At 70.8% G+C, this 26,237-nt stretch carries 24 protein-coding genes; 13 read left to right on the forward strand and 11 right to left on the reverse strand.

The features are described from left to right. The first annotated feature begins 7 nt into the window (after positions 1-7). The 3 genes from CG723_RS09430 (at position 8) to CG723_RS09440 (ending at position 5,188) form a co-directional block, all read left to right on the forward strand. Positions 8-1,348: a glycoside hydrolase family 27 protein gene (locus CG723_RS09430; protein ID WP_199841709.1), complete on the forward strand. Its 1,341-nt coding sequence runs from the start codon at positions 8-10 to the stop codon at positions 1,346-1,348. A gap of 27 nt (positions 1,349-1,375) precedes the next feature. Beyond that, the gene (locus tag CG723_RS09435; protein WP_100592824.1) at positions 1,376-3,736 is read left to right on the forward strand and encodes a glycoside hydrolase family 95 protein; all 2,361 of its coding nucleotides are present in this window, start codon (positions 1,376-1,378) and stop codon (positions 3,734-3,736) included. A 177-nt stretch (positions 3,737-3,913) separates the two neighbouring features. Further along, positions 3,914-5,188, forward strand: coding sequence for an SGNH/GDSL hydrolase family protein (locus CG723_RS09440; protein WP_100592825.1), 1,275 nt, complete (start codon positions 3,914-3,916; stop codon positions 5,186-5,188). A 270-nt stretch (positions 5,189-5,458) separates the two neighbouring features. Here CG723_RS09440 and CG723_RS09445 read toward each other — a convergent pair whose 3' ends face one another. Together CG723_RS09445 and CG723_RS09450 are read right to left on the reverse strand one after the other, a co-directional pair. Then, complete coding sequence (locus CG723_RS09445; RefSeq protein WP_100592826.1) at positions 5,459-6,376, reverse strand: alpha/beta hydrolase; 918 nt, start codon at positions 6,374-6,376, stop codon at positions 5,459-5,461. Next, the gene (locus CG723_RS09450; RefSeq protein WP_100592827.1) at positions 6,373-6,930 is read right to left on the reverse strand and encodes a quercetin 2,3-dioxygenase; all 558 of its coding nucleotides are present in this window, start codon (positions 6,928-6,930) and stop codon (positions 6,373-6,375) included. Before CG723_RS09450 ends, CG723_RS09445 begins: the two co-directional genes overlap by 4 nt. A 118-nt stretch (positions 6,931-7,048) precedes the next feature. Here CG723_RS09450 and CG723_RS09455 point away from each other — a divergent pair, with 118 nt between their 5' ends. The 7 genes from CG723_RS09455 (at position 7,049) to CG723_RS09485 (ending at position 14,850) form a co-directional block, all read left to right on the forward strand. Next, positions 7,049-7,483, forward strand: coding sequence for a MarR family winged helix-turn-helix transcriptional regulator (locus CG723_RS09455; protein WP_100592828.1), 435 nt, complete (start codon positions 7,049-7,051; stop codon positions 7,481-7,483). A gap of 666 nt (positions 7,484-8,149) precedes the next feature. Beyond that, on the forward strand, positions 8,150-9,547 hold the full coding sequence (locus tag CG723_RS09460) for a DUF1932 domain-containing protein (RefSeq protein ID WP_107489194.1): 1,398 nt from the start codon (positions 8,150-8,152) through the stop codon (positions 9,545-9,547). Then, on the forward strand, positions 9,544-10,884 hold the full coding sequence (locus CG723_RS09465; RefSeq protein WP_100592829.1) for a TRAP transporter large permease subunit: 1,341 nt from the start codon (positions 9,544-9,546) through the stop codon (positions 10,882-10,884). The genes CG723_RS09460 and CG723_RS09465 overlap by 4 nt, the downstream gene beginning before the upstream one ends. Positions 10,885-10,897: 13 nt before the next feature. After that, positions 10,898-11,176, forward strand: a complete 279-nt coding sequence (locus CG723_RS09470) for a hypothetical protein (protein ID WP_100592830.1) — start codon at positions 10,898-10,900, stop codon at positions 11,174-11,176. Between the two features lie 131 nt (positions 11,177-11,307). After that, positions 11,308-12,060: an IclR family transcriptional regulator gene (locus tag CG723_RS09475; RefSeq protein WP_100592831.1), complete on the forward strand. Its 753-nt coding sequence runs from the start codon at positions 11,308-11,310 to the stop codon at positions 12,058-12,060. A 15-nt stretch (positions 12,061-12,075) separates the two neighbouring features. Then, positions 12,076-13,053 carry a cyclase family protein gene (locus CG723_RS09480; RefSeq protein ID WP_100592832.1) on the forward strand — a complete coding sequence of 326 codons (978 nt, stop codon included), beginning with the start codon at positions 12,076-12,078 and terminating at the stop codon, positions 13,051-13,053. Between the two features lie 888 nt (positions 13,054-13,941). Beyond that, on the forward strand, positions 13,942-14,850 hold the full coding sequence (locus CG723_RS09485) for an NAD(P)H-binding protein (RefSeq protein ID WP_324902806.1): 909 nt from the start codon (positions 13,942-13,944) through the stop codon (positions 14,848-14,850). Between the two features lie 220 nt (positions 14,851-15,070). Here the strand turns inward: CG723_RS09485 and CG723_RS09490 are convergent, their stop codons facing one another. After that, positions 15,071-15,397: a carboxymuconolactone decarboxylase family protein gene (locus CG723_RS09490; RefSeq protein WP_100592833.1), complete on the reverse strand. Its 327-nt coding sequence runs from the start codon at positions 15,395-15,397 to the stop codon at positions 15,071-15,073. 327 nt (positions 15,398-15,724) lie between these two features. On the opposite strand from CG723_RS09490, the gene CG723_RS09495 reads away from it, so the two are divergent. The 3 genes from CG723_RS09495 (at position 15,725) to CG723_RS09505 (ending at position 18,015) form a co-directional block, all read left to right on the forward strand. Next, positions 15,725-16,159 carry a DUF7144 family membrane protein gene (locus CG723_RS09495; protein ID WP_100592834.1) on the forward strand — a complete coding sequence of 145 codons (435 nt, stop codon included), beginning with the start codon at positions 15,725-15,727 and terminating at the stop codon, positions 16,157-16,159. A gap of 70 nt (positions 16,160-16,229) precedes the next feature. After that, positions 16,230-16,610 (forward strand): amphi-Trp domain-containing protein, encoded by a 381-nt coding sequence (locus CG723_RS09500; protein WP_100592835.1) that lies wholly within the window; start codon positions 16,230-16,232, stop codon positions 16,608-16,610. A gap of 325 nt (positions 16,611-16,935) precedes the next feature. Then, positions 16,936-18,015, forward strand: a complete 1,080-nt coding sequence (locus CG723_RS09505) for an RNA polymerase sigma factor (RefSeq protein WP_100593780.1) — start codon at positions 16,936-16,938, stop codon at positions 18,013-18,015. On the opposite strand, the gene CG723_RS09510 is transcribed toward CG723_RS09505, so the two are convergent. The 8 genes from CG723_RS09510 to CG723_RS09545 form a co-directional block, all read right to left on the reverse strand. After that, positions 17,998-18,843: a lytic transglycosylase domain-containing protein gene (locus CG723_RS09510; RefSeq protein WP_100592836.1), complete on the reverse strand. Its 846-nt coding sequence runs from the start codon at positions 18,841-18,843 to the stop codon at positions 17,998-18,000. The genes CG723_RS09505 and CG723_RS09510 overlap by 18 nt on opposite strands. 296 nt (positions 18,844-19,139) lie before the next feature. Further along, positions 19,140-20,531 (reverse strand): ABC transporter substrate-binding protein, encoded by a 1,392-nt coding sequence (locus CG723_RS09515; RefSeq protein WP_100592837.1) that lies wholly within the window; start codon positions 20,529-20,531, stop codon positions 19,140-19,142. 76 nt (positions 20,532-20,607) lie between these two features. Next, a complete protein-coding gene (locus tag CG723_RS09520) occupies positions 20,608-21,303 on the reverse strand; it encodes an ABC transporter ATP-binding protein (RefSeq protein WP_100592838.1) in 696 nt (231 codons plus the stop codon). Beyond that, the gene (locus CG723_RS09525) at positions 21,303-22,124 is read right to left on the reverse strand and encodes an ABC transporter ATP-binding protein (protein ID WP_100592839.1); all 822 of its coding nucleotides are present in this window, start codon (positions 22,122-22,124) and stop codon (positions 21,303-21,305) included. The genes CG723_RS09520 and CG723_RS09525 overlap by 1 nt, the downstream gene beginning before the upstream one ends. Then, positions 22,121-24,094: a branched-chain amino acid ABC transporter permease gene (locus tag CG723_RS09530; RefSeq protein ID WP_159032419.1), complete on the reverse strand. Its 1,974-nt coding sequence runs from the start codon at positions 24,092-24,094 to the stop codon at positions 22,121-22,123. The genes CG723_RS09525 and CG723_RS09530 overlap by 4 nt, the downstream gene beginning before the upstream one ends. Next, entirely contained in the window at positions 24,091-24,540 is a 450-nt protein-coding gene (locus CG723_RS09535) for a hypothetical protein (protein WP_159032420.1), read from the reverse strand. The genes CG723_RS09530 and CG723_RS09535 overlap by 4 nt, the downstream gene beginning before the upstream one ends. Positions 24,541-24,545: 5 nt before the next feature. Further along, a complete protein-coding gene (locus CG723_RS09540) occupies positions 24,546-24,974 on the reverse strand; it encodes a hypothetical protein (protein WP_199841710.1) in 429 nt (142 codons plus the stop codon). Beyond that, positions 24,962-26,221 (reverse strand): hypothetical protein, encoded by a 1,260-nt coding sequence (locus CG723_RS09545; protein WP_100592842.1) that lies wholly within the window; start codon positions 26,219-26,221, stop codon positions 24,962-24,964. Before CG723_RS09545 ends, CG723_RS09540 begins: the two co-directional genes overlap by 13 nt. Positions 26,222-26,237 lie beyond the last annotated feature (16 nt).

A 26,237-nucleotide genomic window follows, 5' to 3' on the forward strand; every position in this document is an offset into this window, starting at 1 on the left:
ACTTCCAGTGACCCGTACGACCAGAACGACCCGACGCGCGGCACTCACCGCCGCCTGCGCCCTGCCCCTCACCCTCGCCCTGTCCACCGGCACCGCCCAGGCCAAGACCCCCTACGTCAAGCCGTTCATGGGCTGGAGCAGCTGGAGCGTCGAGTCCTCCTCGCGCGCCGGCTACGGCACGCACTGGCTGAACGAGGGCAACATCAAGAACGCCGCCGACGCGCTCAGCAGCAAGCTGTCCTCGGCCGGCTACCGGAACCTGAACATCGACGCCGGCTGGAACTTCGACTACGACTGGAACTTCCACACCGACGCCAACGGCATCCCGAACGCCGACAAGGACCGCTTCCCCAGCGGTATGCAGTCGCTCTCCGACTACGTCCACGGCAAGGACCTCAAGCTCGGTCTGTACGGCGCCGCCGGACTGGAGAAGGAGGTCTACGACAAGAACGCGCCGATCCTCGGCACTGACTGTCATGCGCAGGACATCGCCGTGAAGCCGCTGACCCCGACCAACAAGTGGGGCGGCAGCTGGAAGATCGACTACAGCAATCCCTGTGCCCAGGAGTACATCGACTCGATCGTCGCGCGGTACGCCTCCTGGGGCATCGACTTCATCAAGATCGACGGCGTGACGAAGGACAACGTCGCCGACATCAAGGCCTGGTCCACCGCCATCGACCACAGCGGCCGCAGCATGTGGCTGTCCGCCAGTGCCTGGCCCGTCGACCTCGAGGCCGGCGACGGCCTGCGGCCCTACGCCAACGGCGTCCGTGTCGACACCGACATCGAGTGCTACTGCGAGACCACCAGCACGTGGACCAGCTCCGTCGACGACCGCTTCGCCGACCTGCCCAAGTGGCTGCCCAAGCTGTCCGCCCCCGGCTACCTCGGCGACCTCGACTCGATGCCGATCAACAACAACTCGGGCAGCGGACTCCAGGACGGCATCAACGACACGGAGCGGCAGACCGTCATGACCTTCTGGTCGATGGCCTCGTCCCCGCTGTACGTCGGCGGCGACATCTACTTCCTCGACGACAAGGCCAAGGCCATCCTGACCAACCCCGAGGTCATCGCCGTCGACCAGGCCGCCGTCCTGCCGAGGCAGATCCGCTCCGGGGACACGCAGGTGTGGACGAAGAAGACGGGCCGTGCCACCTACCTCGCGGTCTACAACCTCGGCTCCGAGGCCACCGACATCACGGTCGACCTCAAGGACCTGGGCATCAAGCGCCCCCAGAACCTGCGCGACGTCGTCGCCCGCAAGGACCTCGGCACCGCCAAGGGCTCCTGGACCGCCACCGCCGTCCCGGCCCACGGCTCCCGCCTGATCAAGCTCTCCTGACCGCCCGTCACGTCCAAGGAGCCGCACATGAGCAACGGACCTTCCAGACGCCTGGTGCTCGGCCTCGGCGGAGCCCTCGCGCTGAGCGCCCTGCCCGCCTTCACCGCGCACGCCGCGCCGCGCCGCCCCACCACGTCCCCGCTGGTACCGGCCGGCGAGGCGACGACCCTGTGGTACCCCGAGCCCGCCGACGAGGACCTCCTCATCGAGCAGGGCCTGCCGCTGGGCAACGGCCGCCTCGGTGCCCTCGTCGGCGCCGACCCGGCCCGGGAACTCCTGCACGTCACCGACGCCACCCTGTGGACGGGCGGCGCCAACACCACCCTCGACGGCGACGGCCAATTCCCGTACGGGCGCGATGACTTCGGCAGCTTCACACTGCTCGCCCGCGTCATGCTGTACCTGCCGGGGCATGAGCGCTCCGCCGTCACCGACTACCGCCGCACCCTCGACCTCAGCAACGGCCTCGTCACCACGACGTACACCAAGGACAAGGTCCGCTACACGCGGGAGATGTTCGCCAGCGCGCCCGACGACACCATCGTCGTCCGGCTCCGCCAGAGCGGCGGCGGCTCCCTCACCGGCGCCGTCATCCTCTCCGGCACCCACGGCGAGACGACCGGCGTCGACAAGGACCGGAACCTCGCCTCCTTCTCCGCCGCCTTGGGCAACAAGCTGCGCTACGCCGCCGCGGTCACCGCCGCCGGGGACGGGGCGATCACCGCCACCGGAACCCGCGTCACGTTCACCGACTGCTCCGAGGTCACGCTCGTGATCAGCGGCGGCACGGACTATGCGCCGGACCACGCCACCGGCTACCGGAACCCGGATGCGGACCCGCTCGCCCTCGCCCAGGACAAGGCCCTCGCGGCGGCCCGGACTTCGGCCGTACGGCTGCGCGACACGCACGTCGCCGACTACCGCGCCCGTTACGGCCGGCTCACCCTCGACCTCGGCCGCTCCAGCGGCGGGCAGCGCCGGATGGACACGTGGACGCGCCTGAAGGCCCGCGCGGCCGACGGATCGGCGCCCGACCCGGAACTCGAGGCGAGCTACCTCCAGTTCGGCCGCTACCTGACCATCTGCGGCTCGCGCGACGGGCTGCCCATGGGGCTGCAGGGGCTGTGGCTGGAGGGCAACACCCCGGACTGGATGGGCGATTACCACACCGACATCAACCTTCAGATGAACTACTGGCTGGCCGACCGGGCCGGCCTCGGCGACACCTTCCCCGCCTTCGCCGACTACTGCCTGGCCCAGCTCCCCGCGTGGAGCGAGGTGACGCAGAAGCAGTTCAACGACTCCCGCAACCGCTACCGCAACACCTCCGGCAAGGTCGCGGGCTGGACGGTCGCCTTCTCCACGAACCCCTACGGCGGCCTGGGCTGGTGGTGGCACCCGGCGGGCAACGCCTGGCTGTGCGAGTCCCTCTACGAGCACTACGAGTACACGCAGGACGCGCGGTACCTGGCGCGGATCATGCCGCTCCTCAAGGGTGCCTGCGAATTCTGGGAAGCACGCCTGATCACCACGACCGTCGACGGCCGCGAGGTCCTGATCGACGATCACGACTGGTCGCCGGAACAGGGCCCGCAGGACGCCCGCGGCATCACGTACACCCAGGAACTCCTGTGGTCCCTCTTCGGTCACTACGAGCAGGCGTGCCGTACTCTCGGCCGCGACGCCGACCACGCCGCCGCCATCGGGAAGCTGCGTGACCGCCTCTACCTCCCGAAGGTCAGCCCGAAGTCCGGCCGTCTCGAGGAGTGGATGAGCGAGGACGACCTCGGCGAGACCACCCATCGCCATCTGTCGCCGCTCATCAACCTGTTCCCCGGCGACCGTATCCGCCCGGACGCCGGTGACCCCGAACTCCTCAAGGGCGCACGGGAGTTGCTGACCTCGCGCGGTATGGAGAGCTACGGGTGGGCCTGCGCGTGGCGGGCAGCGTGCTGGGCGCGGCTCAAGGACGCCGACAAGGCCTACCGGCTGCTGTTGACGAACCTGAAGCCCTGGGCGGGCGGTGACACCGGCACGGCCATGAACTTCTTCGACATGTACCGGGTCTCCGACACCCGGGCGATCTTCCAGATCGACGCCAACCTCGGCACACCCACCGCGATGCTGGAAATGCTCGTTCACTCCCGCCCCGGCCACATCGAACTGCTGCCGGCGCTCCCGGACGCCTGGGCCGAATCCGGCTCGATCGAGGGCGTGGGAGCCCGCGGCGGCTTCACCGTTGACATGACCTGGGAGCGAGGCCGCGTACGTCGGGCGACGCTGCACAGCGTCGGGGGGCGCAGCACCACCGTCACCGCGGGTGGACGCAGCACGACTGTCACCCTGCGGCCCGGTCAGTCGATGAGGCTCACGGACCTCCAGGGCTGAACCGGTCGGTACGACCGGTGCACGGCAGGGCGCCCGGCCTCGCGGGCGCCCTGCCCTGCACCGCGCCTTCCCGAGAACGCACGTCCCTGAACGACGACCTGAACGTCGAGAAGAACGTCGAGAAGAACTTCGACCCGAACGCCTGGAAGAACGTCGAGAAGAGCGGAGAAAGTGCCGATGACCCTCGATCAGCCGCACCGAGCGGTGCGCAGCCGCGCCCGCCGCAGACCTTTGTGGCCCCTGTTCGGAACGCTGCTCGCGCTCGCCCTGGCGGTCGCGCCAGTGGGCACCGCGGGAGCCGCCACGCCGTCGGCGCACGCCCCGGGCACCCGGGTGAGCGCCTGGTCGCCGAGCATGACGACCGGCGGCCCGTCCTTCGAGAACCAGACCATTCGCATGGTGGTGCACAGCAGCGTGGCGGGATCGCGCGCCCGGATCACGCTCTCGAACCGCTACAGCCCCGGCCCGCTGGAGGTGGCGGCCGCGAACGTCGCCGTCCAGGCGCACGGCGGCGAGGCAAGGCCGGGTACCGCCCGGCGCATCACCTTCGGCGGCTCGGACCGCGTCACGCTCCCCGCCGGCGGCGAGGCCGTCAGTGACGTCGTCCCGATCTCGGTGCGGGCGGGCCAGAACCTGCTCGTCAGCCTCTACGTGCCCGGCGCGACCGGCATGTCGACCTGGCACTCGGACGCCTTCGACACGACGTACACGGCCTCGGGCGACCACGCGGGGGACGAGAGCGCGGCCGATTTCGTCACCACCACGACCTCCTGGTACTACCTGGCGGGTCTCGACGTCCTGTCTCCGACGGCGAAGGGCACCGTCGTCGCGTTCGGCGACTCCATCACGGACGGCTACCACTCCTCGACCGGTACCTACACCCGATGGCCCGACGTGCTCGGCCGCCGCCTGGAGGCCGAGCCGGGCCCGCAGCGGCTGAGCGTCGTCGACGCCGGTATCGGCGGCAACCGCGTGCTCACCGATGTCCCCAACCTCTGGCAGGGTGTCAGTGCCCTGAAGCGGTTCCGCCACGACGCCCTCGGTCAGCCCGGCGTCAAAGACGTGATTCTCTTCGAAGGCATCAACGACATAGGCAACAACGCCGGACCCGACGGCAGACCACTGACCGCGCAGGATCTGATCGACGGCTGGCGCACCCTCATCGACGAGGCGCACGCCGCCGGTGTCCGTGTCATCGGCGCGACCCTGATGCCGGTCAAGGGCAACGGCTACTACACGCCCGCCGCCGAGGAGCTCCGCCGCAGCGTCAACGACTGGATGCGCACCGGCGGCGCCTTCGACGGCGTCATCGACTTCGACCGGGTCATGCGCGACCCCGCGGACCCCTCGGCCCTCAACCCCGCCTACGACTCGGGCGATCACATACACCCCGACGACGCGGGCATGAAGGCCATGGCCGATGCGGTCGACCTCGGCCTGCTGCGGCACTGACGCGGGACCGGCCGTCCTTGGGGGATGGCGCCGGTGGGCGAAGCACCCACTCCACCGGGGGCAGTTGCGCCCCCGGTGGACCTGCTTGGCTGGGGGCAGGGTTGGCCGGGGCATCGTCCCGCAGTTGGAGGTGACCGGCTTGCCGGAGAGGTGCTCGGTAAGTAGGTGCGGCTTGTGCAGCCGTTGCTCAACGGCGCGAACGAACGCGGTAACCGGCCCCCTGGACGGATTGCCGGCCCTCTCCCTCTCTTTCGGCGTCATCCATGTCATCTACAGGGTGGCATTGTTCCCGGCAACCGAGTCAGGCCTCCCAGCCACCCTCAGTGCGAACTCCAGGGATCGGGTGAAGATTTGGGTCACGGAGCCCTGGTCCAGACCGTGCCAGCCGTGATCGGCGCCGGGAATCGTCCACAGTTCGACGGGTGCTCCCGCACCGATCAGTGCCGCGGCGAGGTCCCGGCCGTGCGAGCACGCCACCATCGAGTCGTCCTCCCCATGGACGACGAGGAAGGGCGGGGCACCCGCATGCGCGTTCTTCAATGGGCTGGCCGCACGGGCGAGTTGGGCTGCGTCCGCAGGCGCGGCGCCGAGCAGCAGCGCCTCAGGGGTGGCCGCGTCGGCGGGGTCGAAGGGGTCGCGGGCCGAGGTCAGATCCGCGGGCCCGTACCAGACGACGGCCCCCGCGAGCGGCGGCTCGTCGTGGGTGAGGGCGAGTAGTGAGGCCAGATGTCCGCCCGCGGACTCGCCCCACACCACCGTACGGCGCGGGTCGGTGCCGAGTTCCGGCGCGCGCACGTTCAGCCAGCGCAGTGCTGTGCGCAGATCGGCCAGGGGTGCGGGGAACGTCGCCTCACCGCTGAGCCGGTAGTCCACACAGGCCACCGTGAACCCGGCCGCCGCGATCAGCTCGAAGGGACCCGGGTCCCACGCGCGCGTGTGCAGACCCATGTCGTCGCGCCGACCCCGCCGCCACGCCCCACCGTGCACGAACAGCACGACGGGGGAGGGGCGCGGGGGTTCCGGCGTGGGCGGCAGCCAGAGGTCGAGCTCCAGCGGCCGGCTGCCCTCCAGGACCCCGTACGGGACGCCGCGCAGCACACGCACCCCGGCAGGGTGCTCTGCCGCCGGCGGCAGCGGACCGACGTCCGGGTGCGGCGCGGCGATCAACTCCCGTAGCGTCCGGGTCACTTGGTCCGCCACTGATGGTCGGGCAGGAATCGGACGTCGTACTCGCGTGGGACCGTGGCGAACTTCGACGGTTCGGGCACGAACGGCTCGCGCGGCAGGCCGAGTTGCTCGGCCGGGGTGCCCAGCGTCTCGAAGAAGCGCTCGAAGGTGCCGTGCGGTCCGGCCGCCACCCCGACGACCTGGGAGTGATGGCGCTCCATGCGGTAGGCGTGCGGGCAGTTCTTCGGCACGAAGCCGAAGTCGCCCGGACCGAGCAGCCGCTCCTGCTGCGCGCCCTCGGTGTCCTCGACGAACAGGCGGACCGCGCCGTGGGTCACGTAGAAGACCTCGTACGTGTCCTCGTGCAGATGGGCCGGGATGATGTCGCCCTTCGGCCCCTCGCAGGTGAAGAAGTTGAACGTGTTCTCCGTCTGTTCACCGCCCGCGTAGACGGTGATCAGGTCCGCGAACAGATGGGCCCGGTCGCCTTCGCCCTTCTCGATGACGTACGGCTTGCCCGGCTCCGCGGGGATACGTGACGCGCTCCGGTAGCGCGTGGCGTACTCCATGGTCATGACGGCTCACCTCTCTATGTCAGGTTGCCTGACGACATACGTCAGGTACCCTGACACGTGACGGGGTCGGAGGCAAGTGCCGTACGGGACGCCCACGACCCGTGAGGGAGAGGGAGCGATGACCGGCACCGGACGTGACCTGCCGCAACTCCTGGGCGAGGCCCGGCGCTGGTTCGAGGAGGGGCTGCTCGCCGCCCTGGCGGCGGAGGGGGTGCCGGCGGTCACGCCGCCCCAGGTGCAGCTCTTCGCCGCACTCGACCAGGGCGGCACCACCGTCTCCGAACTGGCCCGCCGGATGGGTGTCACCCGTCAGACCGTGCATCAGGCCGTGCACTCCCTCGTCGCCACCGGGCTCCTGGAGCAGGTGCCGGACCCCGCGTCGGCCCGCCGCCGGCTGATCCGCCGCACCGCGGAGGGGCGCCGGACCCACGACCGAGCCCGGCGCGCCCTCGACCGCCTTGAGGATCAACTCGCCGACCGCATCGGCAAGGACGTGGTCGCGGCGCTGCGGTCCGCGCTGGAACAGCCCTGGGGCGAGCCGCCCACCGGCTGATCACGCGGGCCGCGCTCCCGGTATGCCGAACGCACGGCCGCCGGAGTCGGCTTCGCGTCCTGCGACGCGTGCAGGCCGTGCTCAGCCCGTCGTTGCTTGCGCACCACTCCTGGTATCCGGACCGGAACGGCGCGCCCGCCCACTGGCAGGCGTCGCCCTCGGTCTTTCCCTCCGGGGCGTACGCGAGGTAGCTCGTGGCGTTGTCCCTGTCGCCCCGCCCGCCGTACTTCGCCTGCTGCGGGTAAGCGGGATACCCGTCGCGCGTACGCGGCCGAGCCGTCCGCCCTCTTGCCCGCCCGCGGCGGCGGCGCCGGGTGCCCTGCCCGTCTCTGTCCGGTCCATCTGCGGTGGCAGCAGGTCGAAGCTGGTCGCTGCGTAACCGTCGGCGCAGTGGAAGACGCCCGGCATCGAGAGCGCGCTGGGGGAGCAGCCGGGCATCAACAGCGAATCGCCGGACAGTCCGAACCGAATCAACTCGGCTCGTGACCACGTCACTTCGAGGTCGCGGTCGGGCGACGAGGCCGGCGGCCGCCCGGCAGGCGATTTGATCGATCATTCTCCATCTCTTGACGCGGGCTTCACACGCAGGCAACATCCACCTTGCTCATCAAGCGATAAGCATTATCACACAATGAGAAACCCCCGGTGGGGGCGAGGAGGCCACGCATGCGTGTCGGAGTGCTCGGACTGGGCGAGGCGGGAAGCCTGTATGCGACCGGCTTCCTGGAGAACGGCTGGTCGGTGACCGGATTCGACCCGGGGGACGTGCCCACGCCCGCGGGTGTGGAGCGGGCGGACACTGTCGAATCGTCCGTGCGCGACTGCGATCTGGTGCTCGGTCTGACCGGAGCCAGGGCCGCGCTGACGGTGGCCCGGGAAGCGGCCCCGTCTCTGGGGGCCGCCACGGTGTACGCGGACATGAACGCCGCCGCGCCCGGGTTGAAGGGGGAGATCGCGCAGGTTGTGAGCGCCTCGTCGAAGGCCGTGTTCGCGGATGTGTCGGTGATCGGCTCAGTGCCCACGTACCGGCATCGCACCGCGCTGGTGACCAGTGGTCCGGGTGCCACCGTGGTCGCCGACTATTTCGGCGCGATCGGGGCACCAGTGGAGGACCTGGGCGGGGAGCCGGGAGCGGCCTCGGCCCGCAAGCTGCTGCGCAGTGTGTTCATGAAGGGCCTGGGCGCGGTCATCACGCAGACCGTGGAGGCCGGCCGGTCGGCTGGTGACGAACTGTGGGTGCGCGGGCAGATCGCCGCCGAGCTCGCGGGCGGTGAGAGCACGCTGCAGCGTTTGTACGCAGGGACCGCCAAACACGGTGCGCGCCGGGCCTTCGAGGTGTCGGCCGCCGCGGACCTGATGGCCGACCTCGACCTCGACGCCGAACTGACCCGCGCGATCAGTCACGTACACACCTTGGCCGCCCGCCCGGAAGGGTTGCGTGACGTGCCGCAGGTCACGGACGAACTTCTGGCCGCGCACCGGGATGTGGCCACGGCGAACATCGGCGACGCGGTGGACCGCCTGGCCCTGCTCGACTCGGGGATCCGGCCGCTGTGGCCGGGGGCACGGGCGATCGGACGGGCCCTGACCGTGTGGACGCGGGCCGGCGACAACCGGGCCATCCACGAGGCCATCAAGATCGCGGCGCCCGGGGACTTCATCGTCGTCAACGGGGAAGGTGACACCTCTCGTGCCCTGATCGGTGAACTGATCGCCGAGCGTGCCAAGGCACGTGGCGTGGTCGGCATGGTGCTGGACGGCGCGGCCCGCGACATCGATGTGCTCGCCGAGATCGGCTTTCCGGTGTGGGCCCGAGCAGTGACCCCCGCCGGGCCCTACAAGTTCGGCCCCGGGCACGTCAACGTGCCCGTTGCGCTCGGCGGGCTCGTGTGCCGGCCGGGTGACCTGGTCGTAGCGGACAGTGACGGAGTGGCCGTGGTCGCCTCTGACCAGGCAGAGTCGGTGCTTGCTGCCGCTCGTGCCGTCGAAGCGGACGAGGCCGGCCGCCGCGCGCAGATCCGCGCCACCGCGGGCAGCACCACCGGAACAGGAGACGCGTCGTGATCGCCGTATGGGCGCTGGGCTGCTACATCGCGGCCATCCTCGTGTGGAACTCCGTGCTCAAGCGCAATATCGGTGAGGCGCTGGTCGTCGGATTCCTGGTCACGGGCATGTTCTCCGGCGGCGACATCGGGCACGTGCTGTGGACCAGCCTGGCCGAGGCGATGCAGGAAGAAGTGACCTTCGCCGCGCTCGCTTTCGTGTTCATGAGCTACGTGCTGGCGCGCACCCCGGTCCTCGACCATCTCCTGGACATTCTCAACTCGCTCCTCGGCCGCCTGCGCGGCGGCCCCATCTACACCTCGACCGTGGCGTCGGGCGTGTTCGGTGCCATCGCCCACGTCGGTGCGGCGGTCACCGCGGCCGTCGGCTCGGTGACCATCCCGTGGATGAAACGCTCGAACGTCAGCGGCGAACTCGCCGCCACCGTTGCGGCCGGCGGCGCGGGCATGGGCGTCACCTTCCCCTTCAGCTCCACCATGTTCATCCTCATGGGCTCCGCCGGCGTTGCCTCGGTGGTGTCCACCGACGACATCGTGCTCCCGCTCTTCATCGGCGGGCTGTGGTGTCTGGGCTACCGACTGATCGCCGCGTTCATCATGATCCGCCGCCACGGCATCCAAGCGGTGGACACCGGCGAACTCAAGCCGCTGCGCCGCACCCTGGGCGCGGGCTGGACCAGTCTGCTGCTGTTCGGCGGGATCGTGGTGCCGCTGCTGCTGACCCGCGGGCCGGTCGCCGGTGCGCTGGGCCACCACGTCGACGGCGTGAAGATGTCCGACGCGATCAGCCTGATCACCTGGATACCCGTCCTGATGATCGCCATCGTGCTGCTGCTCGGCCGTCGCCATCTGCCGCGCACCGGACAGGGCTGGTGGGACCTGCTGGGCGGGGTGGCTCCGAAGTTCGGAGTCCTCGGCGTCACCATCATCGCCGCGTTCGCCGCGGCCGGCGCACTGGGCGAACTCGGCCTGGCCGGGCAGCTGACCGACCTCCTGTCCGGGGTGGACGCGCCGTTGTGGGTCATGGCTCTGGTCGTCGGGCTTCTCGTCGTCGGCGTCGCGATTCCGCTGACGGCCAGCGCCACCATGGCCGCCATCGGCCCCGTCGCGGTCGCTGCGCTGACCGGCGCAGGTGTCTCCCCGGCCGCCGCCTGCGTCGCGGTCCTGATCTTCGCCTCGACCGAGGGTGCCTCGCCCCCGTCGGGAGCGCCCATCTACGTCGCGAGCGGTATCGCGGGCGTCGACCCGGCACGCACCTACATGCCCCTGCTCACCTACTACTGCATACCCATCCTGCTCATCGGCGCCGCCGTGGCCACCGGCGTCCTGCCCGTCTGAACCGGAGGCCACCATGCCCATCCGATCGCTCCACATCCTCTTCCGCGTCAGCGTCATCGGCTTCCTGGCCGGTGGAGCCGTCATCGTCCTGGGCCAGCTCCTTGGCATCGCCCTGGGCAACGCCGACTGGGTTGCCGCCGTGGAGGAGCACGCCGGACCGCCCACGTTCATCGTCGCCGGGGTCAGCGGACTGATCGCCTTCGTCCTCTCGTACCTGAAAACGGAGGACTTGCCGACGGCGCCTGCAGACCCCCGTGACCTGCAGCCCGCGACAGGTCATGGACCGCGATAGGTGAGCCGCCCGCCACGTCGTGACAGGGAACGGCGGGGGCGACCCTTCGTACCGCCATCGGCCAGTCTGATAACACTTATCGGACGACGGCACACCGGGTGCCGTGCCGGCTACCCAGGAGCCCACCACCCATGGCCACCACCTCCGCCAATCCGATGCGCTCGGTCGACCGGGCCTTCGATGTGCTGGGAGTCCTGGAGGACGCCCGTCACCCGCTGCGCCTGAGCGAACTTGCCCGCCGCGCGGAGCTGCACGTGGCCACCGCCCAACGCATCCTCAACGTCCTGGTCGACCGCGGGTACGCGGCCAAGGAGGAATCCGGCTACGTGGCCGGCCCCGCCGCCGTCGCCACCGCCCACGCCTTCCTGGTCAACAACCGACTCAGCCCGGTGGCCCTGCCCGTCCTGCAGGAACTGGCCGCCACCACCGGACTCACCCCGACCCTGTTCGTCCGGGTCGGCTCCGCCCGGGTGCCGATCGCCCGCGTCGAAGGCCGCAACCCGCTGCGCTACCAACTGCCCATCGGAGACAAGCTGCCCCTGCATCTGGGCGCCGGAAAGGCGCTCCTGGCCTGGTTGCCCGAGGACGAACAAGCAGTCGTCGTCGCCGCCGCGACGCCCTTCAGCCGGGCCTCCGGCCAGCAGGTCACCGCCGAGGAACTCGTCGCCGAACTGCGCCGCGTCCACGACGACGGCTACGCCCTCGCCCAGGGGGAACGCGTCCTGGACGTCACCTCCGTCAGTGCCCCCATCCTCAAGGGCGACACGCTGCTGGGCGCCCTCAGCATCGTCGGCCCCAGCAGTGACCTGCCCGAGAGCGATCACCCGCGCATCATCACCGAAGTCCGCCACGCGGCGGAGGCCGTCGCCGCCCGCTGCCCCTGACCGAAAGCCGCATCCGTGCCGCTGCCCCCGCAGACCCACGAGGACCTCCTCCACCGCACCGACGCACCCCCCGGATCCAGTTGGCATCTCTTCGCCGACCAGCCCGAACGCGGCATGGCCAACTTCGCGGGCCCACCGCAGATCCGGCGTGCCACCCAGTGCGTACGCGACGGACGTGCGCTCAACCTCGACTATCCTCTGGACGCCTTCGACCCACCCATGGCCCAGGCGCGCGGCATCCCCCACCACCACATCACCGCCAAGCATGACGAGGCCCGCGACGACGTCCTGGACAACTTCCACCTTCAGGCAAGCACCCAGATCGATGGACTGCGCCACCGCCGCGCCTCCGGGCACGGCTTCTACAACGGAGTACCCGACCACGAGATCGCCCCGCGCAGCCCGCGCCTGGGAGTCCAGCTGTGGGCCGAGACACCCCTGGCCGGACGTGGCCTCCTCATCGACATCGAGGGCCTGTTCCGCGAGCGCGGCACCCCGCTCGACCACGCCACCGGCCCCGCCCTCACAGCGGCATTGCTCGACGAGGCACTCGATGCGCAGGGCTGCACGGTCGAGGACGGCGACCTTGTCCTCGTCCACACCGGCTGGGCGCACTGGTACCTCACCACAGACCCTGCCACCCGCGCCGAGACACGAGCCGCCAGACGAGCCACCGGCTTCGCTCAGTCCCGCGCCTTCGCCGCCTGGTGCTGGGACCACCGGATCGCCCTGATGGCTACCGACACCTTCGCCGTCGAAGTCCTGCCCGTGCTGCCGGAGAGCGACTACCTGGAGAGCGCACCCGAGGACGCCGGGATGATGCACCAGGAACTGATTGCCAAACTCGGCCTTCCCCTGGGCGAGTTGTGGAACCTGACCGGCCTGGCCGCCGACTGCCGGGCCACCGGCCGCTGGGACAGCCTGCTCACCGTGAAGCCACTCCACCTCACCGGCGGCGTCGGTTCCCCCGCCAATGCCACGGCGCTGCGCTGATGGTGGAGCAGGCGGCGGCCATCGCACCTGAGTGGGCGCCTTAGGCGTGAACGCGGGTCTGCCCACCAGCGGTAATGGGCGACGTGGAGTCGTTTGCGTCCACGTCGCCCATTGACGAGCGTCCGGGGTTGATATTCCCGTGGTCTGCACCGCACTGCAGCTGGGCCCCAGGCCGTCGAGCCCTGCCGGCGGAGGGCTCGCGCATGCCGGAGCCGCGCACGTAACCTCCGTACAGGTGTGCCGAGTTGGGCCGGCGGATCGACGTCACAACGCTGACGGTCGAGGCGCTCGTGCCGCCGAACAGCCGGGCCGAAGGCCAACTCCCCGACGGCGAAGAGTCGTTCGAAGGCGCGAAGCGCATGGCCTGCCCCCTACGGAGACGGTGGGGCGATCTGGACCGCCGATCCGGGGCGGGGGCAAAGATGGTGCCCGCCGGGCGCTGAATCGAGCGACTCGAGGCGCCGGGGGTGTCCGCCTTCACCTGCGCGGGATTGCGCCGCCCCTGAGTCCGCCCCCGCCCCGTAGGTTCGGTGACAGCCATCCCGCTCCTCGCCCCGCGTTCCCTCGCCGACCGCCCGCGCGGCCTGACGTGACTCTGCCGTCAGGCGGGAGGGGCACCTTCGGACGGGGGCGGCTGTGCCGCACGGGCCCGCGCACTGCGGTCGATCTTGGTCTTGCTCAGGAATGCTGACCCTTGAGGTCTGGCGGGGCATCGCCCGGCTAGCGGCTGTGGCAAAACCTGACGGAGCGACGACCACATGAAACCAGGTTAAGAATTTAACCTGGTTGCGTTAATCTCGACGGAAAGACGGCACCTGACCTCGCCCTCGATGTGATGCTCTTTCTGCGCCATGGCGGGGTAGGTCAGACAGAAGTTCGGGAGTCCTGGTGACCAGCAGTGCACAACAGACGTACAACGAGCCGGGCACGATGCAACCCGTCCTGGTGACGGGAGCCACTGGCCGAATCGGGCGCGCGGTGATCGCCGAGCTCTTGGCTGCAGGTGTGCCGGTACGCGCGCTCACGCGCAACCCTGCGGCAGCCGGGCTGCCGGGACATGTCGAGGTCGTGGCGGGCGACTTCACCGAGCCCGAGTCGCTCGACCCCGCGCTGCAGGGCGTGCGCTCGGTGTTCCTCCTGTGGACCGCGCCTCCTGCCACCGCTGAGGCCGTCATCGAGCGGCTCGCGTCGCGGGCGCGGAGGGTCGTCTTTCTCTCCTCGCCACACCGGACCGACCACCCCTTCTTCCAGCAGCCGAACCCCATGGCTCGCATGCACGCCGAGATCGAGCGCCTGATCACGGCCGCCGGACTCGAGTCGACGTTCATCCGGCCCGGGATGTTCACCTCGAACGCGCGGTTGTGGTGGGCGCCCACGATCCGTGACGGCGGCGTCGTCCGGTGGCCGTACGGCGCGGCCGAGACCGCACCGATCGACGAGCGCGACCTCGCGGCCGTGGCGGCACGCACCCTCTACGAGGAAGGGCACGCCGGCGGTGACTACGTCCTCACCGGCCCCGAGTCGCTGAGCCAGGCGGAGCAAGTGGGCGTGATCGGGAGCGTCCTCGGCCAGCAGATCCCGTTCGAGGAGCTCTCGCCCGAAGAGTTCCGGCGTGCGACGGAAGACATCTGGCCGGGTCCGGTCGTGGAGATGCTGCTCGATGCATGGGGTGCGACGATCGGACGCCCGGCGTATGTGACTTCGACTGTGGCCGACGTCCTCGGAGTTCCGGCACGGACGTTTCGTCAGTGGGTCTCCGATCACGCCGACGCGTTTCGGGAACGCCCGGCCGAGTAGCCGATCAAAGCCCGCCAGGCTCGGGCGTGGTGCGGGGTGACGCGAGCATCGCCGTGATCGCGTTCTTGGGACATCGAAGACCCTCCTGTCTGGTCCTGCGGCCCTGCTCCTGCGGCCGCTGGAACGCCCGGCACAGGGCACCTCGGCTCAGAAGGGCCGCGCCGGGGCGCTACGCCCGATGCCGGCCGCGCGGATCTCGATGCCGGGTGGGCCTCTGCTCTCAGCCCTGGGCCTCGATCTCGGCATCGGCGACGGCGATGGCGATGCCGAGTGCCTCGGTGATGTTGCCCGCTGCCGCCATGACGCGGGCGGTGCCCACGATGGGCGCGATGGCGACCAGGACGTCCTGCAGCCGCTCGGCGGTCAGGCCGGCCTTGAGAGCGGGGTCGATGTGGGCCGCGTAGGAGATCGGCGGGGCGTCCGAGGCGGCGAGTGCCGCGATGCGCGTGAGGATGAGCATGTCCGGGGTCAGCCCGCAACGCTCGATCGAATCGACCGTCATGGCGGCCAAGGTGTCCAGGACAGGGGTTTCGGATGCAGTGGACATGTCGCACGTCCTCCTGGCGAGTTCCAAGCCCGAGGGTGATGTGAGGCGGAAGGAACCGAGTTCCGCTTGGGTGGGGCCTCGCTTCAACCCTAGAACCCCTCCGGGCCTCACGCAGGGGACGCAAGGCTCGCCGCGACATGGGGGCAGGCGTCCAGCACGGTGCGCCACTCTGACCTGCGCGGATGGTCCGGGAACCACTCACCGAGCGCTGCCGGTCAGGCACCCCGAGGTGCGAAGTGATCCCCGCGGGCAGAGATTGGAAGGAGCCCGATCGGCCGAGCATGAACGCGCGGTTGCGCGAGGCCGTACGACGCGAAGGAGCCGGCAATGGCCAGCAACGTGAGTGGAACAGGCTCGGGTACGGCGAGGAGTTCGCCGAGCACAGGCATAGGCAGCGGCTGGCTGGTCTTCGCCGCCGTCCTCATGGTCTTCGGCGGCCTGATGATGCTCTTCCAGGGCATCGCGGCCATCGCGAAGGACGACGTGTTCGTCGTCACCCGCCACTACGTGTATCAGTTCGATCTCACCGCATGGGGCTGGATCCATCTCATCCTGGGCGTCATCATCGCTCTCGTCGGAGTCGCCCTCCTGTTCACGGGCGCCACCTGGGCCAGGGTTGTCGGCGTTGTGCTGACCGGCCTGGCCATGCTCGCGAACTTCCTGTGGGCCCCCTACGCACCGTTGTGGGCCATCGTCCTGATCGCGATCAACGCTTTCGTGATCTGGGCGCTGTGCGCCGCACCCAGCCCGTCGGAGCGATGAGGCAGGGGCTTGTCCTGATGTCCTCGCGCCGCGGCCCCACACCCGGGCCGTCACTGGACCGGAGACACCTATGAAGGACCTCAAATTTGAGCAGAAGCGCTCGCTGTCACGCCTTGAAGCGGCTGACCAGCTCTCGGCGCTCGCAGCAGCACTGAGGGAAGGCGGGGATGCCGAACTGGAACTCGGTTCCGCGACGCTGAGCCTGCGGGTTCCCGACGCCCTTCGCAGTGAGGTGGAGGTCGAGGTCGGCAACGGCGAGATCGAGCTGGAGATCGAGTTCAAGTGGCCGACGGCCCCGACCCGGACAGCGCCATCGCGGACGGCCGCGGGCACGGAAAAGGCCACAGCGCGAAAGAGCGTGCCCGCCAAACCAAGGCGCAGCACGACGGGCTCCGCCGGCAGAAGCAAAAGCGGGAAGCAGTCTGCCACGAGGACCAGGAAGACGTCCTGAGCAGAGCCGAGGACCGGTCCGGCCGCTGGAACCGCGTCAGAGCCGTGCGCGGCGTCGCGCGATGTGCAGGCCGAGGAGTCCTTCGACGACGCCGCGAACCTCACGCCTCTGCTCGGCCGGTCAGCGGCAGGCGTTGAGCTGCGCACGGCGACCGGAGGGACGTGCCCCAGCGTGAACACCCCGCACGTAACGCTGACGTCGTAGGCACTGGACGTCGAGCCCCGGAACGGCTTCGCGTTCGGTCTCCCGATTGCGTCGGCTGGACGCTATGGTCTGCGCCCCAGGTGAGAGTCGCTGGTTCGCGAGGGCGAGGTGCGAGGACCCGATGGCCACAGACCCGTGGAGCACGAGGCGAGGGGCGCCACGCGGTGGTGACGAGCGGTGGCCGCGCATCTGGAGTCACCGTGAGCAGCTCCTGACGGTGGCGCGCCGCAGATCCGTGAGTGCGGAGGACGCGGAGGACGCCGTGCAAGAGGCGATGCTACGTGCCGTGGAGCGGCCCGAGTCGGACGACGACCGGCTCGGCGACTGGCTGAAGACCGTAACCGTGCGGCTGTGTGCCGACCGGTATCAGCAGGTCCGCCGGGAGGTGGAGGCGGGCCGTCGGGCCGTGGCCGCCGCTGCGGTCGCGGCCCCGCTCGATGAGGCGGTCTGCGACCGGGACGAGGCGAGGTGGCTGGCGCGCAGGAGCGGGGAGCTGCCGGCCCGGCAGACCGAGGCCCTGCGCCTGAGGGCCGAGGATCTTGACGTGGGTCAGGTGGCCCGGCGGATGGGGCTCAGCTATCGCACGGTGGAGTCGCTCCTTGCCCGAGCCCGGCGCACTCTGCGCCACACGCTGGCCGGCACTCTGTCCGCCCTGGCCGCCTGGTCGTGTGGGTATCCGGTGCGGCGACTCGGCGCGGCCGGGCAGGCCGCGGTCGCCTCCACGGCAGCAGTCGCCTCCACCGCGGCGGCCGTGGCCGTTCTCGGTTTCGCCGTGCCGGCTCCGTCTCGGCCCGCGCCGCCGCGTCCCGCTCCGTCTTCCGTTCGCCAGACGCAGCCGGCGCAGGCCGGGTCCGTGCCCGACAGGGGCGTCGAGGCGATGCCTTCCGCGACCGGTTCCGCCGCGGATCCCGGCCGCGGCGTGCGTCCGGGCCGCAGCAACAGTGCGCCGACGGCGGGCCGCAACGCCCTGGGCTTCAAGCTGTCGGGGCCGGCGGGGGAGTCGGCGCCGCCCCGGGTGAGCGTCCCGTCCGAGCTGCGGCTTCCCTCACTTCCTGAGCAGCCTTCCACTGCGGAGCCCGGCCTCCCCGACGTTCCTACGGCGTCCGAAGTGCCGAAGACACTGCCCTCCGCCCTGCCGTCCGATGCAGTGCCCGGCGGATCCGCCCCGTGTGAGCCCGGCGTCCTACGACGCCTTGGGTGAGGGGAGCAGGGGGGACGGGCCGTACCCGGGTGACGGCAGCCGCAGGGAGGGCAGCGGGATCGGTTTCGGATCGTGGGACGGGGGCCGCTCGGTCGGGAGGCCGGGCAGCGTCGGCTTCGACTCGTGCCCTTCATTCCCGTTGTCGCCCGGAGGGGTGCTCTGCCCCGAGGGCGTGGCGGGCTGCTTCGACTCGTGGTCGTCCTTGTCCGGCTGGTACGACGGTTCGCGCTCGCCGGGGTGTCCGGCGGTCGCGACGGCTTGGTGCGCGTAGACCCGCATCCAGCTCAGCACCAGCTCCAGATACGAATCGGAATGGTTGTAGGCGAGCACGGCCTGACGGATACCGGCGTGCTGTGACAGGTCGCCGCCCGCCGTGCACAGATACCGCCCGGCGGCCAGCCAGGCGTCGTCGACCTGGTGCGGGTCGCGTACCCCGTCGCCGTTGCCGTCGCTGCCCCAGCGCCGCCAGGTGGACGGGATGAACTGGGCAGGGCCGACGGCGCGGTCCCAGACACGGTCGCCGTCCCAGGCACCGTGGTCGCTGTCGTGGATGGCCGCCACGCCCGGACTGCCGTCAAGTCGTGGGCCGAGTATCGGACTTCGGGTACGGCCCTGCGCGTCCAGGGCCCCACCACGGGCATGTCCGGACTCCACCCGGCCGATCGCCGCGAGCAGCGGTACCTTGATCCCGCACCCCGGCGCCTCGGACGCCAGCTCCTTCACCGCGCCCTGGTATGCCGCGAGGACCCGGCCCGGAATCCCGTAGGCCGTCGCCGCCACCGACAGTGTTTCGGCGTCGCCGCCCTCGCCCCTGTCCTTCAACGGCACCGGACGCGTCCCCGGTATGACCACCGGCGCATCGGGATACAGGGGCGGGCTGCCGCCACTCGCCTGGGACGGCGCAGCGGACGGACTTTGGGCCGCCACCGGCGACAGTGCAAGCTGCCAGACCGCCGCCGTCGCCATGCCGCCGGTCGCGGCGACGGCAACTGCCCCGCTGAGGATCTGGCGCCAGAGCAGTGATCTGTGCGTGCCGCCGCGGACGCGGGCGCGGCTTGTGCCTCGGCCGTCACGTCCCGTACGTCCCCTCGTACGGCGGTCCGTGGCACGGTCCATGGGGCGGCTCACCAGCAGAACGCCTTTCCACCGGACATCGCCGTCCATCTGCCTCCCGAACCGCGCATCCCGAAGGCGCACTTGGTGTCGGTGGTCCCCTTGCCCGCGACGTAGGTCAGCGGAACGGTCAGGCCGTCGAAGCGCTGCCCGCGGAAGGTGGTGAGCTCCTTGATCAGACCCGCCCTGCTGATCTCGCCCGCGCCGCGCGCCGCCTTCTCGAACACCTTCGCAGAGGCCCAGCCCTGCGCGGCCGCCGGGCCGGGCGCCTTCCCGCCGCCGTACTTGTTCCAGGCGGAGTCGAACTGGCCGAAGCCCGCCGCTGCCGAGCCCGTGAAGGGGAACGCGGGCGTCACTGCGAGTACGTCCTTGAGGCCGGGCTTGGAGGCGGTGGCGCCGTCCACCGTGGCGCCCGGCTGCAGGAACTGCGGGGTGAAGTTCTGCCGGCTGCAGGACGAGGCGACCCTGTTCACGGTGTTGGGGTCCCCGGTGACCAGCATCAGCTCGACGCCCGCGTTGCGCGCCTGGATGCACTCGGCCGTGAAGTCTGGTTGCGTCACCGAGATCTTCGCGTTGTACACGGGATCGAGGCCATAGCGCTCGGCCGCCTTGCCGCTGCCGAAGAACCGGTCCTGGACATGCGTGCACGCCTCGGAATCGGTGCAGAAGAGAGCGCCGAGCTTCTTGCCCTTGCCGTATTTCGCGCCGACCTGGGCGAGGCCGTCGAGCGCGGAGTTGGTGCCGGGGCACTCGCTGAACAGCATCGGGCTCGCGGTCCATGCGGTGGTCGAGCAGTCTCCGCCGACGACGGGGACCTTCTTCTTCTCGACGTAGCTCTTCCAGGCGTTCATGGTCTGCGTGGTGGTGAACGAGGCGACGATCGCGACCACCTTGCGCTGCTCGACCAGCTCCTGCATCTGGCTGCGGCCCTTGGACGCGTCGGCGCCGTCGTCCATGACGATCACCTGGACCTTGCGCCCGTTGATCCCGCCCTGCGCGTTGACGGTCGCCGCCCAGGCCTGCAGGGCGCGCGGGCCCTGCGCGAACGCGACGCCGCCGGGCCCCGAGGTCGTCCCGACGCTGCCGATGACGATGGGCCCGCCGCCGCCCTTGGTCGTCTTGCCCCCGCTGCCCGAGGCGGAGCCGCCGCTGCTGCTGCCGTTGCCGGTGCCCGCCCCGCTCCCGGACGCCGCGTCACCCGACGCGGCCTCGCCCGATGTGGCATCGGCCGATCCATCGGCGCCGACGGTGGTGTCCGCGCCGGCGGCCCCGGTGGCGACTTGGCCCCCGCCGCCGACGGAACGGACGACGGTGTCGTGGTCGACCCGGCTGCCGCAGGCGGCGAGCACCAGGCTCAGCGCCGCCACGGCCGCCGCTGTGGCGCGCGTACGGGTTGGGATCATGGTCTCCTCCACGGAGCGGGTACGAAGTCATGCGCGTCATGCGCGTGCTGCGGTCGGTGGCAGGGCCCGACGGGGGTCAGGTGTGGGCGCCGAGGTACTGGGCGATCAGCCGGTCGCTGTCCAACTCTCCTGGCTCTCCGGCGAATTCGATGCGGCCGCGGTTCATCAGATAGACGTAGTCGGCCAGTTCGAGGGCGCGTGCGACGTACTGCTCGACGAGGAGCAGTGCGCGGCCGTCGTCGGCCAGCCGGCCGAGAAACTCGAAGATCTCGTCGACGACCACAGGTGCGAGGCCCATCGACACCTCGTCGAGCAGCACGTAGTCGGCGTCGGCGACATAGGCGTGGGCGAGCGCCAGCATTTGCTGCTGGCCGCCGCTCAGCGATCCCGCGAGCTGGCCGAGTTTCTGGCTCAGAGCGGGGAAGGCGGAGACGGCGCGCTCGACGGCCTCGTCCAGGTCGCCGCCCGCCGCCTGGATGAGGATGTTCTCCTTCACGGTCAGGGTCGGGAACACCCCGCGCCCTTCGGGGACATGGCAGACACCGTTGCGGGCCAGGGTGTGCGGGCGCTTGCCCGTGAGGTCCTTTCCGTCCACGCTCAGGCGTCCGGAGGAGGGTGTGAGGAGGCCGGACGCGACCCTCAACAGGGTTGTCTTTCCAGCACCGTTGGTGCCGAGCAGGGCCACCACGGACTTCGGGGGGAGCCACAGACAGACGTCGCGCAGGACGCGTGTGCCGCCGTATCCGGCGCTTATGTTGTCGAGTTCCAGCACTACGCGGCCTCCGATCCCAGGTAGGCGGCGCGCACGGCGGAGCTGGCGCGCACCTCGGCCGGGGTGCCCTCAAAGATCATCTGACCGAAGTCGAGTACGTACAGGTAGTCGCAGACCGCCATGACGAGACCCATGTCGTGTTCCACGAGCAGGACACCACAGCCGCGTTCGGCCACGACCCTGGTGACGATCTCGCCGAACTTCTCGGTCTCCGCGGTGTCGAGGCCGGACGACGGCTCGTCGAGCAGCAGCATCGAGAAGTCGCCGGCCAGGACCCGGCCGAGGTCGACGAGGCGGCGCTGCCCTGTGGAGAGCGAGCCCGCGATCTCGTGGCGCAGGGCGCGCAGGCCGCACAGTTCGAGGACCCCCTCGGTGGCGGCGCGCACGGCCTTTGTCTCGGCGGGGGTGGACAGGAGCTGCTTGAGGGGGTGACTGCGGGCCAGTCCTGCCTCGCGCCCGAGGGCGATGTTCTGCTCGACTGTGAGGGAGTCGAACAGGTCCATCCGCTGGAAGGTCCGCCCGAGGCCGAGCTGGGCGCGGGCGGCGGGTGGGCGGCCGGTGATGTCCTTGCCGAAGAGGTGGATCTCCCCTTGGGAGGGGCGCAGCAGCCCGGAGCAGGCATTGAAGGTGGTGGTCTTGCCCGCGCCGTTGGGGCCGATGAGTCCGGTGACGCGGCCGAGGGGTGCGTCGAAGGCGGCCGAGTCCACGGCGGTGTTGCCGCCGAAACGGATGGTGAGGTCCTTGATCTGCAGGCCCGTCGACTCCGCGTCGGCCGCGCTCTCGGCCTCCCTCGGCCCCATGGAGTCGTTGCCCTCGCTCATCGCGCGACCTCCTTCGTCAGTCCCGCGCCGACCCGGACCCTCGCGGGCCGGGCCTGGGCGCGACGCGCCTTCCTGGCCGCCGTCAGGCGCTGGGCCGCGGGGCCCGGTGCATCGAGACGCTCGTCGGACCGCGAACCCGCCGGCTCTTCGGGCGGCTGCCCGGTGCCGCGGCGCCGGGCAGCGCCCGCCTCGTACAGCGCGACGAGGAGCGCGCCGAAGCCGAAGAGCACCGGGAGCGCCTGGGCGAAGGTGCCATTGGTGAGGTACGCCGGGACCACCGCGACCAGCACCGCTGCGAGGGGCGGGCCCGCCGAGCGCAGGCCGGCGCAGAGCACCAGGACGGTCAGCCAGGTCAGTGAGGTGTACGAGAGGAAGGGTGCGCCCGTCGCCGACTGGCCCTGGGCCGCGTACAGCGCCCCCGCGACCCCGGCGACGAACGCGGAGATGGCGAAGACGGTGACCCGGGTGACGTTCACTCCGAGGCCGAGGGTGGAGAGCGTCGTCGGCGAGTCGGCCATGGCGCGCAGCAGCCGCCCGAGCCGGCTGCGGCCGACGAGTGCGATGAGGAGGGATCCGGCGACGGCGAAGGCGAGCAGGACGTAGTAGAAGGCTGCGTCGGTCTCGAAGAGGCCGGGACGGGGCGCGGGCAGCGTGTTGGTGGCTCCGAACATCCACGACGTTCCGTAGACCGCCCGCTCGAGGAGCAGCCCGAGCCCGAAGGTGGCCAGGGCGAGATACAGGCCGGAGAGCCGGATCGCGGGGATCGCCACCAGCATGCCCACCGGCACGGCGGCCGCCCCGGCGAGCAGTACGGCGATCAGCCACGGCAGTCCGGCGCCGACCGCCAGATGCGAGAACGTCGACGCGCCCACCGCGACCAGGGCGGCGTGCGCGAGAGAGACCTGCCCCGAGGTGCGGACAAGCAGCTGCAGCGAGGCGAAGATCAGCACGAACACCAACGCCGCCGAATACACGGGAAGTTTGGACTCGGCCACGATCGGTATGCCCGCCGCGAGCACGACCGCGGCGACCGCCAGGATCCGCGCGGTGGCACGGCTCACCAGCGGCCGGGACGCCGGCGCCGGGCGGTGTCCGCCGATCTCGGTGAGTCTGCCGCGGCCGACCAGGAGGAGCGCCACGAACAGCACCACGAACGGCATCGCGGGCGGCAGCCCCGAGAACGTCTCGGAGTGGGACACCCACTTGGTGGCGAGGGCGGCGAGGATGCCGATGAGCAGTCCACCGGCGTAGGTCAGCGGGAGGCTGGAGAAGAGTCCGACGGCCGCGGCCCCGTACGCCTGCACCACCAAGAGGGTCAACAGGAGGACGTCCAGACCGAGTTGAGGGGCAAGCAGGACTCCCGAGGCGGCGGCGAACCAGCAGCCGATGAGCCAGGCCCGGCTGCGCACGGCGAACGCGCTGGTCCCGGAGAGCTCCAGGAGATCCGGGTCGTCGACGACGGCTCGCATCCGGACGCCCATCGAGGAGAGCCGGAAGAAGGCGAAGAACCCGAGTGCGCAGACCGCCGCCACGATCGCCGAGGTCAACTGGTCGATGCCGACATTGACTCCGATCACGGTGACCGTGTCGGTGGGCAGGAAGCCGGGGAAGTCGAGGGCGGCGCCGCCATAGCCCGCGAGCAGCGCGCTCATGATGACCAGTTGCAGTCCGACGGTGGCAACGATCTTCGTGGCCGCGGTGCCTGCGGCCAGCGAGCGGGTGACGCGTTCCATGAGCAGCGCGATGAGCGGCGGTACGACGATCACGGCGACGGCGAGCGCGAGGGGCCAGGGCAGTCCGCGCAGGGTGCGCAGGTCGTAGTAGACGAACGCGGACACGGCGGCGATGGCACCGTGCGCGAAGTTGAAGATGCCCGACGTCTTGTAGGTGAGCACCAGACCCATGGCAGCGAGACCGTAGACGGATCCGGTGGTGATGCCGACGACGAGGAACGGCAGCAGATCACTCATGCCGCACACACCCCGCACGGGTCGACCTGGCCGACACCGACGGGTGCCACGTCCTTGCCCGCCACCAGTGGGCAGTCAGGGTGGTGCGCGCGGTCCATGCCCTCGGCCCGCACCAGCGGCAGGGGGAGCGTGGTGTCCGTCGGCCCGCTGCGGCGGGTGCGCGTCGCGGGGGACGTGTCCTCGTCGTCGTCCGCGGGAGCGAGGGCGATCAGCGAGATGCGGCGCTCGCCGAGCGTGCGGCGGGCGCGTAGCAGCCACAGGCAGAGGCCGCCGGCGCAGACCGCGAACCCGGCGACGCCGAGGTTCAGCCAGGCCGCCTGCCGCGCCGTCGACACCGTGCCCCCTGCGCCGAACCAGGCGGTCACGATCAGGGCGAGCCCGGCGAGGGTGGTGCCGCAGACGGTCACCACGTCCCGGTCGCGCCAGGGCACAGTGCGTCCGTCCACGCCGCTCATCGAACCTCCCCTTCGCCGAAGGGAGTCGGAGCGGACCGCTCGGGCTCGGCCGGGGAGGCGGCCGAGCCCGGGGAGACCGAAGCAGCCCGCTCGCGTCCGGGGGGTGCCAGGACGGCACCGTTGCCGTCCTGGCTCCCGGCGAGGGCGATCGCGTCGGCACCGCCGGCCGCCCGCAGCGCCTGCTCGATGCGGTCGAGCTTGCGCCACTCGTCGCGCAGGTCCGCCGAGAGCCACAACGCGGTCGAGAGGCCGAGCAGGAACAGGCTGCCGAGCCCGGCACTGACGACGTACGGCAACTGCTCGGCGGGATACGGCGTACCGCTCACCCCGCGCCAGCCGATGACAAGGGTTGCGGCGCCCGCCAGCGCGGTCAACGCAGCGGTCAGCCTGTCCCACTGACTGCGTATCCGGGTCACGATGTCCATCGAGTCTTCACTCCCAACAGGCGCAGCAGGGTGCCGGCGGCGAACGTGGCCACGGCGCCGAGCGCGAGCACGAGGTAGATGCCGGTGACGCCCATATCGGTCGGACTGGCGGCCAGTTGGACGGGCCTGGTGTCCTGGGGCGTGGACGAGCCGTCGTCGGACGGGGCTTTCGGGGCGGCCGGAGTGTCGTCGGCCGGCACCTGCGAGTCCGCGGCGTCCCCGCCGCCACCCGCGTCGGACGGCGCCTGCGGCACCCGTGCGGGCGGCACGCTTCCGCTGCCGGGCGGCGCCTCGATGCGGCCGGCGTCGGCGGAAGCGCGGCCGAACACGTACGTCACGGTGTAGACGGCCCCGGACTGGGTGTCCTGTTGCCGTGCCTGCACTTCGAGACCGGCCGACACGACGCCCTGCTCGGTGCGCTTCTCGTCCAGGTAGCGGATCTTGATTCCCGCGGCCGCGAGGGCCTTGGCCGGATCGGCGGCGTCGGGCAGCGGTGCGGTCTGCCCGACGACCTTGAGTCCGTCCGGGGATATCTCGACACCCTGGCCGGCGATCTCGGTGCGGCCGATGCTGAGCTCGGAGTCCCGTACGACCTTGCCGTCCCGGTCGACCGTGGCGGTCGCGGAGCTGAGCACGCGGCCGAGTTCGAGGACGCCGTTGACCGCCCACGGCTTGGTGTCGGAGGTGGCCGTTGCCTTCCCCGTGAGGGCGTCCGGGTCCACCGATGTGTGGGCCATCGCCGTGGTGGACGCCGCCGCCGCGTCCTGGCCGAGGACCGTACTGGCCTGCGCCTTGGTGGACGTCTTGGTGCTGTGCGAGCGCATGACGTGCGGATCCTGGCCGCTGGTGGCGCTCTCGTCGGAGGGGTACGTGGAGGCCGCGTACGCCGGATAGTCGGGGAACTTCTGCCCGGTCTGGCTGCCGATCAGCGCGGGTGCGGAGATGACCGTCTCGCCGGGATAGGGGCTGCCGGCCCACCCCGACGACTCGCCGACCGCGTAGTTCACGCAGGCCCGGGCCACCGGAACACCCACACCGGTGGGCGCCTGCAGCAGCGTGTCGTTGCTCGCGCTCACGGTCACCTGCACGCCCTGCGCCGTCGCGGTCACCGGGCAGTCGCTGCCCTCCGAGTCGCCCGGCTCGGCCGCACCGGCCGCCGTCGGCAGGAACACCAGAAGCGCGACCGTGCCCGCCCCGGAGAGCGCGCGGGCTCGCAGGGGGAGGGAGAGGGATCCTCGCACGGACATCGATGCCCTTCGCCTA

The sequence above is a fragment of the Streptomyces sp. CB01635 genome (assembly GCF_002803065.1).
GTDB lineage: Bacteria > Actinomycetota > Actinomycetes > Streptomycetales > Streptomycetaceae > Streptomyces.

Coding starts and splice junctions, on each gene's coding strand:
- CG723_RS09470 (WP_100592830.1), top strand. CDS start 10,898: ATGCCCATCCGATCGCTCCACATCCTCTTCCGCGTCAGCGTCATCGGC.
- CG723_RS09450 (WP_100592827.1), bottom strand. CDS start 6,930: ATGACCATGGAGTACGCCACGCGCTACCGGAGCGCGTCACGTATCCCC.
- CG723_RS09455 (WP_100592828.1), top strand. CDS start 7,049: ATGACCGGCACCGGACGTGACCTGCCGCAACTCCTGGGCGAGGCCCGG.
- CG723_RS09545 (WP_100592842.1), bottom strand. CDS start 26,221: ATGTCCGTGCGAGGATCCCTCTCCCTCCCCCTGCGAGCCCGCGCGCTC.
- CG723_RS09515 (WP_100592837.1), bottom strand. CDS start 20,531: ATGATCCCAACCCGTACGCGCGCCACAGCGGCGGCCGTGGCGGCGCTG.
- CG723_RS09435 (WP_100592824.1), top strand. CDS start 1,376: ATGAGCAACGGACCTTCCAGACGCCTGGTGCTCGGCCTCGGCGGAGCC.
- CG723_RS09500 (WP_100592835.1), top strand. CDS start 16,230: ATGAAGGACCTCAAATTTGAGCAGAAGCGCTCGCTGTCACGCCTTGAA.
- CG723_RS09495 (WP_100592834.1), top strand. CDS start 15,725: ATGGCCAGCAACGTGAGTGGAACAGGCTCGGGTACGGCGAGGAGTTCG.
- CG723_RS09440 (WP_100592825.1), top strand. CDS start 3,914: ATGACCCTCGATCAGCCGCACCGAGCGGTGCGCAGCCGCGCCCGCCGC.
- CG723_RS09525 (WP_100592839.1), bottom strand. CDS start 22,124: ATGAGCGAGGGCAACGACTCCATGGGGCCGAGGGAGGCCGAGAGCGCG.
- CG723_RS09460 (WP_107489194.1), top strand. CDS start 8,150: ATGCGTGTCGGAGTGCTCGGACTGGGCGAGGCGGGAAGCCTGTATGCG.
- CG723_RS09490 (WP_100592833.1), bottom strand. CDS start 15,397: ATGTCCACTGCATCCGAAACCCCTGTCCTGGACACCTTGGCCGCCATG.
- CG723_RS09505 (WP_100593780.1), top strand. CDS start 16,936: ATGGCCACAGACCCGTGGAGCACGAGGCGAGGGGCGCCACGCGGTGGT.
- CG723_RS09530 (WP_159032419.1), bottom strand. CDS start 24,094: ATGAGTGATCTGCTGCCGTTCCTCGTCGTCGGCATCACCACCGGATCC.
- CG723_RS09540 (WP_199841710.1), bottom strand. CDS start 24,974: ATGGACATCGTGACCCGGATACGCAGTCAGTGGGACAGGCTGACCGCT.
- CG723_RS09475 (WP_100592831.1), top strand. CDS start 11,308: ATGGCCACCACCTCCGCCAATCCGATGCGCTCGGTCGACCGGGCCTTC.